12 protein-coding genes are annotated in these 14,843 nt (G+C 52.4%); 5 read left to right on the forward strand and 7 right to left on the reverse strand.

Going from position 1 to position 14,843, the window contains the following annotated elements; translation table 11 throughout:
- The first annotated feature begins 142 nt into the window (after positions 1–142).
- Both MKZ07_RS08575 and MKZ07_RS08580 read left to right on the forward strand, forming a co-directional pair.
- Positions 143–1,906: an alpha-glycosidase gene (locus tag MKZ07_RS08575; RefSeq protein ID WP_036695428.1), complete on the forward strand. Its 1,764-nt coding sequence runs from the start codon at positions 143–145 to the stop codon at positions 1,904–1,906.
- Positions 1,899–2,270, forward strand: a complete 372-nt coding sequence (locus MKZ07_RS08580; protein WP_051493553.1) for a nuclear transport factor 2 family protein — start codon at positions 1,899–1,901, stop codon at positions 2,268–2,270. Before MKZ07_RS08575 ends, MKZ07_RS08580 begins: the two co-directional genes overlap by 8 nt.
- 356 nt (positions 2,271–2,626) lie before the next feature.
- Here the strand turns inward: MKZ07_RS08580 and glgA are convergent, their stop codons facing one another.
- Together glgA and glgB are read right to left on the reverse strand one after the other, a co-directional pair.
- Entirely contained in the window at positions 2,627–4,063 is a 1,437-nt protein-coding gene (glgA, locus tag MKZ07_RS08585; RefSeq protein WP_341025543.1) for a glycogen synthase GlgA, read from the reverse strand.
- A gap of 45 nt (positions 4,064–4,108) precedes the next feature.
- Positions 4,109–6,025: a 1,4-alpha-glucan branching protein GlgB gene (glgB, locus tag MKZ07_RS08590; RefSeq protein ID WP_036695430.1), complete on the reverse strand. Its 1,917-nt coding sequence runs from the start codon at positions 6,023–6,025 to the stop codon at positions 4,109–4,111.
- 216 nt (positions 6,026–6,241) lie between these two features.
- Here glgB and MKZ07_RS08595 point away from each other — a divergent pair, with 216 nt between their 5' ends.
- Complete coding sequence (locus tag MKZ07_RS08595; protein WP_036695431.1) at positions 6,242–7,462, forward strand: glucose-1-phosphate adenylyltransferase; 1,221 nt, start codon at positions 6,242–6,244, stop codon at positions 7,460–7,462.
- An 87-nt stretch (positions 7,463–7,549) separates the two neighbouring features.
- On the opposite strand, the gene MKZ07_RS08600 is transcribed toward MKZ07_RS08595, so the two are convergent.
- The 5 genes from MKZ07_RS08600 to MKZ07_RS08620 form a co-directional block, all read right to left on the reverse strand.
- Complete coding sequence (locus MKZ07_RS08600; protein WP_036695432.1) at positions 7,550–8,983, reverse strand: sensor histidine kinase; 1,434 nt, start codon at positions 8,981–8,983, stop codon at positions 7,550–7,552.
- On the reverse strand, positions 8,980–9,678 hold the full coding sequence (locus tag MKZ07_RS08605; protein ID WP_036695433.1) for a response regulator transcription factor: 699 nt from the start codon (positions 9,676–9,678) through the stop codon (positions 8,980–8,982). The genes MKZ07_RS08600 and MKZ07_RS08605 overlap by 4 nt, the downstream gene beginning before the upstream one ends.
- The gene (locus MKZ07_RS08610) at positions 9,671–10,978 is read right to left on the reverse strand and encodes a hypothetical protein (RefSeq protein WP_179090463.1); all 1,308 of its coding nucleotides are present in this window, start codon (positions 10,976–10,978) and stop codon (positions 9,671–9,673) included. Before MKZ07_RS08610 ends, MKZ07_RS08605 begins: the two co-directional genes overlap by 8 nt.
- Before the next feature lie 33 nt (positions 10,979–11,011).
- Entirely contained in the window at positions 11,012–11,737 is a 726-nt protein-coding gene (locus tag MKZ07_RS08615) for a phosphonate ABC transporter ATP-binding protein (protein ID WP_036695434.1), read from the reverse strand.
- 89 nt (positions 11,738–11,826) lie between these two features.
- On the reverse strand, positions 11,827–12,987 hold the full coding sequence (locus tag MKZ07_RS08620; protein WP_036695508.1) for an MFS transporter: 1,161 nt from the start codon (positions 12,985–12,987) through the stop codon (positions 11,827–11,829).
- 160 nt (positions 12,988–13,147) lie between these two features.
- Here MKZ07_RS08620 and MKZ07_RS08625 point away from each other — a divergent pair, with 160 nt between their 5' ends.
- Positions 13,148–14,065 carry an ArsR/SmtB family transcription factor gene (locus MKZ07_RS08625; protein WP_036695435.1) on the forward strand — a complete coding sequence of 306 codons (918 nt, stop codon included), beginning with the start codon at positions 13,148–13,150 and terminating at the stop codon, positions 14,063–14,065.
- A gap of 24 nt (positions 14,066–14,089) precedes the next feature.
- Positions 14,090–14,842, forward strand: a complete 753-nt coding sequence (locus tag MKZ07_RS08630; protein ID WP_036695436.1) for an HAD family hydrolase — start codon at positions 14,090–14,092, stop codon at positions 14,840–14,842.
- Position 14,843: the final 1 nt, after the last annotated feature.

Raw genomic sequence — 14,843 nt, forward strand, 5'->3', positions numbered from 1 at the left:
ACAATTTTGTGACAAAAACCTGTTACGGCGACAAAAAAATGCACATCCTATGAAGGTGGTATATAATACTACCTACTATAGATTATCTCCAATTGCCTCATGAATCATTACAGTTTCCACCCAACTTACAGGAGGTGCTACTATGCTGCTTGAAGCGATGTACCATGTTCCCCGTGACAAATGGGCTTATGCCTATGATACTGAAACGATTCATCTGCGTGTGCGCACCAAACGTGATGATGTGGACTATGTAGTCGCCCTTACCGGCGACAAGTACGATTGGCAGCATACTTCTTATGACATCATCATGGAGAAGGCCGCCTCCGATGACAAATTCGACTACTGGGAAGCGGCGGTCCGGCCCAAGTATAAGCGGCTTAGCTATACTTTTCGCGTGAGTAAAGGTATGGAGACGGTCTATCTGCTCGATAATGGTATCCGCTCCGAATGCCCGCCCGCTCCAAATCACTTCTACGAATTCCCCTATATCCACGGGATCGACTTGTTCCGGGTTCCTCCCTGGGCAAAGGATGCGGTGTTCTACCAGATCATGACCGAGCGGTTCGCGAATGGCAATCCCCTGATTAATCCGGAAGGCACGCAGCCCTGGGGCGGTAAGCCCGAGCTGAATAATTTCTTCGGCGGCGACCTTCAGGGCGTGCTGGATCATCTGGATGATCTGCAGGAGCTGGGCGTCAATGCCCTCTACTTCACCCCGCTGTTCGTCTCCTCTTCCAATCATAAATATGACATCGTGGATTACCGGAGAGTCGACCCGCATTTCGGCGATAATGAGCTGCTGAAGCAGGTCGTCGAGGAATGCCACAGACGGGGCCTGCGCGTCATGCTTGACGCCGTATTCAACCATTGCAGCGATCAGTTCCCGCCCTTCCAGGATGTTCTGGCCAAGGGGGAGTACTCGGTCTACCGGGATTGGTTTCATGTGAACTCTTTTCCGGCTGAGATTGTGGACGGCATTCCCACCTATGACACGTTCGGCTTCTACGGCAATATGCCGAAGTTCAACACTGCCAATCATGAAGTAAAATCTTACCTGCTGGAGGTAGCCGAATACTGGATTAAGGAGATCAAGGTGGACGGCTGGCGGCTGGATGTGGCCAACGAGGTGGACCATCACTTCTGGCGCGATTTCCGCAAGGTGGTCAAAGCCGCGAACCCGGATGCTTACATCGTCGGCGAGGTGTGGAGCGACTCCTTAACCTGGCTGCTCGGCGACCAGTTCGATTCGGTGATGAACTATCCCTTCTCGGGGACGGTGCTGGAATTCTTCAATGGCGGGATGGACGGCATCACCTTCGGTCACCGGATCGGCGGCCTGCTCATGCGTTATCCGCAGCAGACGAACGAGGTGGTCTTCAATCTGCTCGGCAGTCACGACACCCCCCGCCTGCTCACCGTGCTTGGTGAAGATAAACGGAAGCTGAAGCTGACGGTCGTCTTCCTGTTCACCTTCATGGGCACTCCCTGCATCTATTACGGCGATGAGATTGGCCTGACCGGCAACGAGGACCCGGATTGCCGCAAATGTATGGAATGGGATCAGGGCAAGCAGGACCGCGAGCTGTATGACTTTTACCGGATGATGATTAGTTTGCGCAAGGAGCATAAAGTCCTCCGCGAAGGCCGCTTCCGGATTCTTCAGTCCTGCGAGCACGACCCGTGCATCGTCTATGAGCGCGCCGATGAGCTGATCCACTTCACGGTCTGGATGAACAATTCGCCGCAGCCCCGCACGCTCAGCCACCCGATGGAGACCAGTGACTGGCTGGATGCACTTACGGGTGAGGCGGTCGTTCCAGAACGCGGGATGATGAACGTGGCGCTTGAGCCGTACGAGTACCGGATTCTGTTCCGGCATATTGTGGAGGAGGCATCTAATGATTGAACGCGAGCAGCAGATCAGACAATATTTCGATTCATGGATTAACAAGGACAACTCTATATTAAGTACCATCTTCGATCCCAACATTGTGTATACCGAAAGCTACGGCCCTCAGTATCGGGGATTTGACACCCTGTTGTTGTGGTTCGAGGACTGGAATACGCGTGGTACGGTATTGAACTGGACGATCAAGCAATTCATCCATCAGGGCCATATGACTGTGGTGGAATGGTACTTTAAGTGTGAGTATGATGCAGTGACCGATGCTTTTGACGGGGTCTCCTTAATCGAATTTAATCCCGGAAACCAGATCGTGAGTCTAAAAGAATTCCAATCCAAAATCCCCCATTCTTATCCTTATACCTGACTTGAATTTTCTTATTTCTTTAATGCTACTTGTTTAGATGGAAAAACGCATCTTAATTTAGCCAATTTTCATGGTTAGAGGCAATTAGTTGGATAAACGTCATCTCTTTTCGCTGAATTCCTTAATATGAGGAAGTTTGGGCTAATTAAGTGCCATTTTTCCATTTGCTGCTGAGGATGTGTTTTTCCTTCCGTTAACAAGTGCCTGAAATACACCTATTCCCTCCAGCTAATCGGCACAAATCCCCCTGGTAATTATGGTTCCTCGTATCCAGTGAACCAAGTGCAACAGAAAAAGGCATCCCTTAGTCCATGATGAACTGAGGGGTGCCTTTTCCATCCTGATCCTGCTATTTCCTATTCCGCTGGAGCGGCCGTAATGTTGTTATAAATATCAATGTACTGCTGTGCGGATACGTTCCAGCTGTAGTCGCCGGAGAATGCGTTTTTGGCTACCTTTTTCCAGTGCTCGGGCTTATGGTAGAACGATACGGCGCGGCGGAGCGTATGCATCATATCGTGGGCGTTATAATCCTGGAAGGTGAAGCCATTGCCCTCCCCAGTATATTCATTGTATGCCTGTACGGTATCGTTCAGCCCGCCTGTCTCACGAACCACCGGAATGCTGCCGTAACGGAGCGCCAGAAGCTGGCTGATGCCGCAAGGCTCAAATTTGGACGGCATCAGGAAAATGTCGCTGGCGGCGTAGATTTTGCGGGATAAGGCATCACTGAAAGTAATCTGTGATGACAGCTTAGTCGGGTAACGCCACTGCGCCTCGCGGAACCAGCGTTCGTATACCTCATCCCCCGTCCCCAGCAGCACGAACTGAATATCATCGTAGTATAGCAGCTCGTCCAGCACACGGGTCAGCAGATCCAGTCCTTTGGAATCCACCAGACGCGTGACCATAGCTATCATTGGAATGTAAGGAGCCACCGGCAATCCCAGCTCCTGTTGGAGTCCCAGCTTGTTCTCGGCTTTTTTGGCCAGGTTGGACCGGTACTTGGTGAAGATTGCCGTATCACTGGACGGATTATAGCTCTTGGTATCAATTCCGTTCACAATGCCGCTCAGCGCATCAGAACGCGAAGTCAGGAGGCCATCGAGACCATAGCCGTAGTATGGGGTCCGAATCTCATCGGCATAGGTCGGGCTAACGGTAGTGACATGATCACTGTAGACAATCCCGCCCTTCATATAATTCACATTCCCGTAATACTCCACGCCCAGGAAATAGCTGTCATCCAGACCCAGCAGCTCACCCAGCACCGTATACGGAAAGACTCCCTGGTACAGGAGATTATGTATGGTGAATACCGTACGCATCTCACTGTAGAACGGATTATGCCGGTAGTGCGCCTGCAGCAGCAGAGGAACAACCGCAGCATGCCAGTCATGGCAATGGATCACATCCGGCTGGAAGCTAATCGCCGGCAGGCATTCCAGTACCGCCCGGTTGAAGTACGCGAAGCGCTCGCCGTCATCCATATAGCCATAAATCCCGTCACGGCCGAAGTAATACTCATTGTCAACGAAATAGACGGGAATCCCTTCAAACACGACCTTTTCAATCCCGCAATACTGATTGCGCCAGCCAATCGGAACCTCCAGCGTAGCGACAGGCTCCATCAGTGCGGAATACTTCTCAGGAATTCCTTTGTATTTGGGCAAAATCACCCGGACATCGACCCCGGCCGCCTTGAGGGCCTTCGGCAAAGCGCCGATGACATCGGCCAGTCCGCCTGTTTTGATAAATGGATGGGCTTCCGCCGCGGCAAATAGTACTTTCATTCCATCTCCCCCTTATTTAATTGCTTATTCGGACAATTCCTGCCTTTAAACGGTCTTGCGGCCTGACTTCTTAAGCACCAAGAAGCTAAGCGGCGGCAGGGTCAGCTCTATACTATTCACCTGATTATGCCACTCGGTCTTGGTGCTCTTCAGCGGCTCATTATGGAAGCCCGATCCGCCGTATTCGTTGCTCTCCGAGCTGAATAATTCCTCATATACGCCCGGACGCGGCACGCCGATACGGTAATGGCGGCGCTCCTCCGGCTGGAAGTTGATGATAATCAGCAGCGTGTCCACCGGGCGTTTGCCTCTGCGGATATAGGATACGATACTCTGCCCGCTATCGTCAGCATCAATCCACTGGTAGCCAGCCATGTCATGGTCCAGCTCCCACAGCGATTTTTCGGCAAGGTATAGCTGATTCAGCGCAGCCGTATAGGCCTGCATCCGCCGGTGGCTCTCATAATCCAGCAGCAGCCAGTCAAGCTGCTCCTGATCCTTCCATTCAATGAATTGTCCGAACTCTCCGCCCATGAACAGCAGCTTCTTGCCCGGATGGCTGATCTGATATCCGAGAAGCTGGCGCAGACCGGCGAATTTCTGCTCATAGGACCCGGGCATTTTGTCCAGCAGCGACTTCTTGCCGTGCACTACCTCATCATGTGACAGCGGCAACGTATAGTTCTCGGCATAAGCATAGCATATCGGGAAGGTCAACAAATTATGATGATACGGGCGTGATCCGAAATCCCGTTCTATGTAGCCCAAGGTGTCATTCATCCAGCCCATATTCCATTTGTAGTTGAAGCCCAAGCCGCCTTCATGCACCGGTGAGGTTACGCCCGGCCAGGCACTGGATTCTTCCGCCATCATGAGCGCCTTCGGATAATACTGGAAAATCGTCTGGTTGAGCTGCTGAATGAACCGGATGGCTTCCAGATTCTCCAGCCCTCCATGCTCATTCGTCCGGTACTGATGGTGTTCCTTCTCGAAATCAAGCCGCAGCATACTCGTAACCGCATCCACACGCATGCCGTCAATATGATACTTCTCGAACCAGAACAAGGCATTGGAGATTAGGAACGATGAGATTTCCGGCTTGCTGAAGTCAAAGGACAAGGTCCCCCAGCCCGGCTTCTCCGCCAGCATCGGATCGGCATATTCATACAGCGGCGAACCGTCGAACAAGCGCAGACCATGGGCATCCTTGGCAAAATGGGCTGGGACCCAGTCCAGAATGACCCCAATGCCTGCCTGATGCAGCTGATCGATCAGGTACATCAGATCCTGCGGCTCTCCGAAACGGCTGGTAGCAGCAAAATAACCGGTTCCCTGGTAGCCCCAGGACAGATCATAAGGATGTTCAGCCAGCGGCATGAACTCCACATGGGTATAGCTCATTTCACTCAGGTAGGGAATCAGCAGGCTGCTGATCTCACGATAAGTATAGAGTTCGCCGTCTTCCTTTTGCCGCCAGGTGCCCAGATGCATTTCATAAATGTTCATGGGTGCCTGATACGGACCTTTACTCTTCCGCCGCCATGCGGCATCCCCCCATTTGTAGCCGTCCAGATTGGCCACAACGGATGCCGTTGCCGGACGCACTTCAGCGTGGAAGGCATAGGGGTCTGCTTTGAGGAAGCTTGTACCATCTGTTCCTGTAATCCTGTATTTGTAAAAAGTTCCCGGCTCCATTCCCGGGAAAAAACGACTCCAAAATCCTGAATCGGGTATCTTATATAACGTATCCAGATCAGATGTTCCATCCCAGCTGTTATGATCTCCCGCCAGTCCTACATATGCCGCATGAGGAGCCCACACGGTAAAACGAACGCCGGCCTGCCCTTCTTGGACGGCAATGTGCGCGCCAAGCATCGTATAGCTGCGATAATTCGTGCCCTCATGGAACAGATAAATATCTTCAGCGGACGGGAGGTTTTCTGTTTTTGGTAAATCGGCCAAATCATCACCACCTTAGGATATATGATGCACCTATTACATTACCCGAATATATAGATTTTGAAAATGATTTTGAGAGAAGTCCGGGCAATTTCTGAATATTGAAAATAAACATGTAATTTTTCCACAGATACAGCAATATAATTCACCTATGTCGTTTCAAGCGCTTGTTCTGAGTGTATATTACAAGCATTGACAAAAAAATGGGAGGGATAACACATGAGTAAGAAAGAATGTATCGCCATGCTCCTGGCGGGCGGGGAAGGCCGCAGATTGGCCCCCTTGACTTCCAGCATGGCTAAGCCTGCAGTCCCTTTCGGCGGACAGTACCGGATTATTGATTTTCCCCTCAGCAACTGTGTGAATTCCAAGATTGATACCATCGGAGTACTGACTCAGTATGAAGCAGAATCCTTGCATCAGCATATCGGTGAAGGCGAGCCCTGGGGGCTGCATAGCCGCAGTGACCGGGGTGTAAGGCTGCTCCCTTCAGGTGTTGAAGGCAGAGACAGCTATACAGGCACCGCCGATGCTATTTATAAGAATATTGAATATATAGACAGTCAGAACCCGGAGCATGTACTTATCCTGTCGGGAGACCATATCTACCACATGGATTACCGCAAAATGCTCGATTATCACATCGCCAAGTCTGCGAAGGCAACGATATCGGTTATGGAGGTTCCTTGGGATGAAGCGAGCCGCTTCGGCGTGATGAACGTGGATGAAGATTTCAAGATCTCCGAATTTGCCGAAAAACCACAAGCTCCGAAGAGCAACCTGGCGTCTATGGGCATCTATCTGTTCGAGTGGTCCTACTTGAAGGCTCATTTACTGCAGGATGCAACGAATATGGAGTCCGGTCATGATTTCGGTAAGGATGTTATTCCGTCCATGCTGGATGCGAGCAATGAACTGTTCGCTTACCGATTCGAAGGTTACTGGAGAGATGTTGGTACCGTTGGCAGCCTCTGGGAAGCTCATATGGATCTTCTGCAAGAGGATGGCTTCCAGCTAGATAACTCCCGCTGGCCGATGTACAGCCGGGCACAACGCACCAAGCTGGCTGCGATCAGACCCCGCACTCAATCTGCTTCAGCAAATTGCCTGATTCATGAAACCTGCCAGCTCGAAGGCAGCCCGCAGCGTTCGGTCATCTTCGGCGGTGTGGAGATCGGCAAGCAGAGCAGAATCAAGCAGAGCGTGGTAATGCCGGGTGCCCGCATTGGACGCGGTGTTCTGATTGAACACGCCATTATCGGTGAAGGTGCTGTGATCAAGGATGGCGCTGTAATCAAAGGCAGTGCAGACAACATCGTGGTTGTCGGCCCGCATGAGATTGTAGCTGCTAAGCCGCTGGTACGTACTCAGCCTGCCCGTCTGCTTCAGGAGGTCTATGAGAAGGCCGGCCGTTTGCGTGCGGAAGGAATGCCTTCATAAACAAAAATTCAGCCCTAAGGGCTGCTACATACAAAGGGATACAGCTCCGGTCCGCCCGGACGATAGCTGTATCCCTTTTGTATCTTGCTATGAAGTTAACTGTGGGTTGCCGGGTCGGGTATTCCCTTGCTGGCTGTCATCCAGCGGCAGAATGACGGTAACCTGAGTACCCTTGCCCAGCTCGCTGTCCATTTCCAGCTTACCGTTATGAAGCTCCACGATCTGCTGGGAGATCGCTAGCCCGAGGCCCGTTCCCCCGTTAAGGGCATCGACCTGGAAGAAGCGGTCCCGCACTCTGGACAGATGCGCTTCACTGATTCCAATACCACTGTCACGAACAGTAACAGCCATCTCAATACCGGATAAACGCTCCGCCGACAGCACAATACTGGAATCCTCCGGCGAGAACTTCACCGCATTATCCACCAGATTGAGGAAGACCTGCTTGAGGCGGTTGGCATCCCCCTTGATGAAGATCGTCTCCTCGCATTCCAGCAGCAGATGAATCCGTTTCTTCTCGGCCTTCGCCCAGATATTGAGCAGCGTCTCCTGCAGCAGAACCTTAATATCCACCTGCCCCATCGACAGCTTCATTTCATTCTGCTGAAGCTTCGAGAAGTCGAGGATTTCTTCCACCAGCCCAATCAGCCTGTCACTCTCTCTGGAGATAATTCCGACCCCAAGCTTAGTCTCTTCAGGGTCATAACCCCCGGAGACCAGCGTCTCGCTCCAACCCTTGATGCTGGTCAGCGGAGTACGCAGCTCATGAGAGATTGAGGAGATGAAATCATCCTTGATCTGATTGCTGCGGACAATCTCGTCCGCCATATAGTTGAGCGTTGAAGCGAGTCCGCCGATCTCGTACCGGTAATCGCCTTTGATCCGGGTCGTGAACTTGCCCTTCGCCATCTGCGCCGATACGGCCGTAATATTATTCAGCGGTCGCACAATCGAATTGGCGAGCCCGAAGCTCAGCAACAGCACGATGGTGAGGACTGCCACCCCGATGCCCAGGGAGAGCAAGGTCAGATTAAGCAGATCTTTATTAATACCTTCCATCGAGGACAGATACCGCAGGACATAAGAATCATGAGTGTTGATCCGCACCATCTTGGATACGGCCATGACACTTTCATTCGTGCCGGCCTGCCGCCCCACCCAGCGTCCTATACTACCGCCCACCGCCTCTGGGACATCACTGGTGGTGATGGTCCGGTCCGGCTGAAACCCGGTCGAGCTGGTGATAATATCTCCTTTAAGAGTCAGGACCTCAAGCTCTGTATTTTCCAGATTGAACAATTCGAGTAAACCCTGCAACTGGTTCGCCGATGTGCCGTTTAAGTTACCATATTTAACCATACTTTCAGCTGCACTAATCTGTGTAGTGATCTTGGTGTAGATGCTGTCGTAATAATAAGTGCGGATCGCCAGCAGAAAGGTTGTCTCAACCAGGAGAAGCGCTACAAAGACTACAAGAATATAGTGCAGTACGATCTGTCTGCGCATCCCCTTCTTGATCATTGTACCTGGCCTTTCCATTTATAGCCGTGTCCCCACACTGTCTGCAGATATTCAGGCTCCGATGGATTATTCTCGATTTTTTGGCGCAAGCGACGGATATTGACGTCAACGATCTTAGGGTCGCCCATATATTCCTTGCCCCAGACATGATCGAGCAGGGAATCACGGCTGAGCGGCGTATTCTCCTTCTCCAGGAAGAATTGCACCAGTGAGAACTCTGTTGGGGTAAGCTCAATGGCTTCCCCGCTCCGCTTGAACTGCTTCGAGATCAGATCCAGGGTGAACGGACCCGACTGGAACGATACCTTGGCTGACTGCTCGCGGTGAACATTGACCCGGCGCAGCAGCGACTGGATACGGGCGATCAGCTCAGTGGGACTGAACGGCTTGCTGACATGGTCATCTGCTCCCACCGACAGCGCATAGACTTTATCCTGCTCCTGTACTTTGGCCGTCAAGAAAATAATCCCCAGCCGTTCATTGGTCTCCCGGATACGTCTGCATACCTCAAAGCCGTCGATACCAGGTACCATTACATCCAAGAGGGCGATATCAATGTCATGGATAGTAGTCAGCTTATGCAGCGCCTCATGGCCATCCGCCGCCTCAAGCACCTCAAAACCGTTGCGCTTCAGATTAATCACAATAAAACTGCGGATGGACTCTTCATCCTCCAGAATTAATACTTTACTCATTGATTCCCTTCCTTTCAATAGTGGATTGGATTCGCCCATCCCCTCCTCCGATTGTATTCTGTTCCAGTCCTCCCCGGTACCCGATCATTTTATCCAGATCGCGTCCGAGCAGCTTCCAGCCGTTGTTCTTCACATTGTCCCATTCCGCAGGCGAGAAGAATGTTACTTCGGCGACCGTCTCTCCGGTATCCGTCATTATGAATTTGAGCGATTTGTTCTGAACCGACTTCGTGTCCACGGTCACACGCTCCTGCCATTCGGGGGCAAAATTGATGGTGAACCGGTCCAGCGGATCATTATAGAGCTGGGTACTGAAGGTCAGGCCGTCTTTCCCGTCCCATTTGTAATAAGAATTGAAATACGGAATGGTCTCCGGGTCGAAATACTCCCAGCCCTTGGGGGGAACCAGCATGCCAATCTCAATAATTCCGTCCGAATCAATATCCTCACTGACAATTTTGCGGTCCTTGAAGGTTAGGTCATTCCCTGGAATAGCGACACGCAGCTTGTTATTTTCCATTACAACCACTGTTGTATACGCTGAGTGAGAATCCACGGCTGAATCCAGTACAATCCCTTCTTTGTTCGCAGCAACTTTTCCTGAGACAATATTGTAATAGCTATTGAAATAAGGGTCTAGGTCGTCCAATTGATCCAGCACCTTGAAGCTGTCATTGTACTGGTAGGTTGTTATTGTAGCGAATTCATTGCGCTTGAAGTATACCACGGTAATATCCGCAATCCCGTCTTCATTCAGATCATCGATGATATATTTAGTATATGGCTTGGTTAGAATCTCTTCCAGCACTCCCCCGGAATAACTGTAGACAACCATACCTTTCACACCCTTATCTTCGGTGCGGGAATACCCGGCAATAATGTTGAGCTTACCGTCACCAGTAACATCCTGAAGATCTACAGAATCCAGAATGTTGCCAACACCATCGAACGTAAGCTTCTTGACCCAGGCATCCCCCTGCTTCTCCAGAATCATCCCGTGATTAACTACAGCTTCATTCTTCGTCTGGTAGAACACAAGCGTCTCCATCACGCCATCCCGGTCCAGGTCCTCCGTAAAAATAGAGCTGTTATCATCATTGGCCGGACGGGTCAAGGTACCATCCAGCGCCTTCAAGGAAGAGTTAATCGCTGCCATCAGCGAAGCCTTGTCCGCAGGCAGCTGGGGCACCCTCATCTGGGATACAGGATCGCTGATGAAGGTGCAGCCGGGCAGGGCAAACAGCGACAGGGCGGCTGCGGCAAGTCCTCCCAGGACACGCATACGCATATTCAACTTCATTTACGCTCTCCTTACTGAACGCCTTGTCTTACTTCACAGGTGCAGCCGCTCCTGTGAGGTCAGCCGGCGTCCTTTGACATCATGCTTGATTCTTCCGTCCTCCAGCACCCACAGACGGCTGGCGTAACGCTCGGCCAGCTCAATCGGCAGCACCGTAAGCACGGTAAGTCCTGTCTCCTTGCACAGATTGCGGAGGGTCTCCAGCACATTATCCGCAGTCTTGGGGTCAAGGCCCGTCACCGGCTCATCCGCCAGGATGACCTTGGCGCCATGGACCAATGCCCGGGCAATGGCTACACGCTGACGTTCACCGCCGCTGAGCTGGCCGGACTTCAGCTTGGCCTTGTCCAGCAATCCAAGCAGATCAAGCTGGTCCATCGCCCCCATATAATCATCTGAGCGGACCATGCCTGTAGCCATCCGCCACAGTGGCGTCTGGGAGGCCTGTCCAATCAGCACATTCTTGAGTGCAGTGCGGTTCGGATTCAGCTCCGCATTCTGCTCCAGATAGGCCCATTCCCGGCGGATTTTACGTTTGCCGGCGAAGGGGCTCTTCATAATATCCTGCCCATCTACCCTGAAATTCCCTCTGTCCCACTTCTCACGCAGGGCAAGGCAGCGCAGCAGTGTTGATTTCCCGCTGCCGCTGGCTCCCAACAGCGCTACAAATTCTCCCGGTTCTAACTGAAATCCGATATCCTGAAGCACCGGTGTTTTATCTTCCCCGACCGCTTTGGCCAAATGTTCAACTGTAATCATAGGTCAGCCTCTCCTGTCTTCGACTCTACTCTATAGTGTACTCTGAAAGCGGGATCAAATTCCATGCGAGCATTCGTTCTTATTCTACCTTATATCATCTTCCGTGGCGAGAACAATAACCCTGCCAGCCCAAATACAATGTACAGACCGCCCATCACGGCAAACACACTGCCTCCCCAGCCGAATTGCAGCAGCAGCCCGCCGATGCCCGGCCCCGCTATACTTCCCAGACTATAATGGAAGGAAGCGACTACATTGGCAGCGGGAAGCAGCTTACGCGGCAAAATATCGGCGGCATAGCTTAATCCTAGTGAGAAAAAGGAGCCGACAAGTCCCCCGGCCACCATCAGCACCAGCAGGGTGAGCAGGAAATGGTCGCCGGTAAGCGGAAGCAGTGTGAAGGCCAGGCCTCCTCCTGTCCCCGCAGCAATCAGGATGGCCTTGCGGCCAAAGCGGTCGCTCCATATGCCGAGCGGCAGCTGGAGCACCAGGCCTCCGATGCCTGCAAAAGGCAGCAAAGCAGCAATCTGGTCTGCACTGAACCCGGTGCGCAGCCCGTATACCGGGAAGCTGCTGTTCAGGCTGGCTTCCATATAGCCGTATAGCAGCGCTGGAATCAGCGCATACCAAGCAAGCCGGTAGCTCCGGCCGAACCTGCTAGCCTGGCCTTCGTTATGATCCATAGCTTCCGGCCGCGAGTCAGGCAGCTTGAAGCCGACAATCAGCAGGACGATTACGAACAGCAGAGCTGTAATCAGGAACGGTGCGGGCTGCCCGAACCGCAGCAGGCTGATGCCAAGTGGACCGAGGCTAAAGCCCAGTCCATAGGACATCCCGTAGAGTGACAGGTTCCGTCCACGGTGCTCCGCTGGTGTCATGAGCAGCACCCATAGCTGCGCAGCGTAATTAACCGCCGAATCGCCGATCCCGACAAGCACGCGGAGCACGAACCAGACCTTCACGCCGGTAAGGAGCGGGAACAGCAGCAGTGATACCAGAACCAGCGCGAGACCGGCGGCGATCAGCTTCTTGAAGCCGATGGCACCAAGCACCCGTTCCGCAATCAGAGTCATGGCAAATGAGCCTACATACAAGGCAGCCGCGTTAAGTCCGTTCAACGAGGACGATACGCCTTCCTGCTCAAGCAGAATGGATAAGACCGGCAGCAGCATCCCCTGGCTAAGCCCTGCCAGAATAATCACGGCAATCAAAATCGAATAATTCATTCTACCGCTCTGTCCAAGCGGCATCGGTGTAGAATCTGACACAAGTAAATCCTCCTATGTAATTCATTGATGTGCGGAATCTGATGTCCATACGGCAAACACCGAACATTATAGTAGACAACCCTCTTCAAAACAAGAGATAATATATAGAAGTGTCTGATTTTCTGGAGGTGACCCGGCTTAAATGAAGTATGAACTGAACATTGATGTTTCCCCCGTATACGAACTGCTGGACAGTTTCATGTTATATGTAACCAAGAAATGGACCTCCAATCTGGACATCGGCACCGACTGGATCCGGGATGTGGACGGCCGCTTCACCCCCGCGCAGCTGGCTGCACTGAAGCAGGCCGCCGAGTGGCCGTTCGAAGATTATGATGTACTCTATGCCTGGGCTTACAGCCGGGGCGAGGCTTCCAAGGTGCTGCAGTTCCTGGCTGAGCTGGAGAACTCTTCACTTGAGGATTGCCTCCGGCGGACCGAGCCGTTCTTCCATAACTTCACGGCCGGGGAATGCGCGCGGATCAAGAACGGGTACACGCCTCTTTTGCGGATATGGTATGAGCATTATTTCCGCCATGTGGAGCATACCCTGCTGCCGCTGCTGATTGAAGACGCTTCTGAGAAAAAAATGCTGGAGAGCAAAATGGATATGGTCCCGCTAATCGAATACGCTTCCGGCGGAATTGTCATTGAGGACATTCCCGGGCTGGAGACGATCGTGCTGCTGCCTACCGTGCATAACCGGCCGATCAACACGTATTGCTTCTTTAAGAATCTGATGCTGGTGCAATATCCGGTAGATGTCCCTTCAGACAATGAGGAGGAGCCGCCCACAGTGCTGCTTCGTTTAACACAGGCTCTCTCTGACTCCACCCGGCTGAGACTGCTGCGCTTCGTGGCGAACGAACCGAAGACGCTGTGGGAGATGCAGTCCGAACTGAGCCTGTCCAGGGAGATGCTGATGCATCATCTGCTTAGTCTGCGGGTCGCAGGGCTGCTGCGGGTCCATCTGCGTGGTGAAGGTACCGAACGCTACAGCATACGCCCGGACGGGGCCTCGGAGCTCCAGATGTTTCTGGAGTCCTATATCCGTATCTAACAGACCAACTTAGGAGTGAACCTCATGAAGTATTTGACCCAACAAGTAATCTTTGATCTTGATGATACCCTGGTGCATTGCAATAAGTATTTTGACCTCATTCTTGGACAGTATTTCGAGTTGATGTCAGACTGGTTCAGCGATTATCAGCCCACCATCGGCGAACTGCGCAGCAAGCAGGTGGAGATTGATGTCGAGACCGTTAGCACAAGCGGCCTGGCCAGCGACAATTTCCCGAAATCACTGATTGCCACCTACCGTTATTTCTGCAGCAAATATAGCCGCAAGCCTGATGCCTTCGAGGAGCGGCAGCTGATGAAGCTGGGCCTGAGCGTATACGACCAAGAGGTAGAGGCTTATCCAGGTATGGTGGAGACGCTGGATACCCTCAAGCAGGACGGCCATTCCCTCTATCTCTATACCGGCGGCGACGACACCATCCAGCAGCGCAAAATCGCCCAAATGAAGCTGGACGCCTATTTCGATGACCGCATCTATATCCGCCAGCACAAGAATGTAGAGGCGCTTGAGAATATCCTGACCACCTACCCGTTCGACCGCAAAATCACCTGGATGATCGGCAACTCCCTGCGTACGGATGTACTGCCCGCGCTGACTGCCGGGATCAACAGCATCTATCTGAAGCAGCCGACGGAGTGGCTCTACAATCTGATTGAGCTGGAGCGGGAGATGCAGCAGTCCGTCATGACCATCTCTGCCATTCACGAGGTGCCTCCGGTGATCCGCACCGCTGCGCTGCGGGAGCATCACGGCTGAT

It is taken from the genome of Paenibacillus sp. FSL P4-0338 (assembly GCF_038002365.1).
In the GTDB taxonomy this organism is placed as follows: Bacteria; Bacillota; Bacilli; order Paenibacillales; family Paenibacillaceae; genus Paenibacillus_AQ.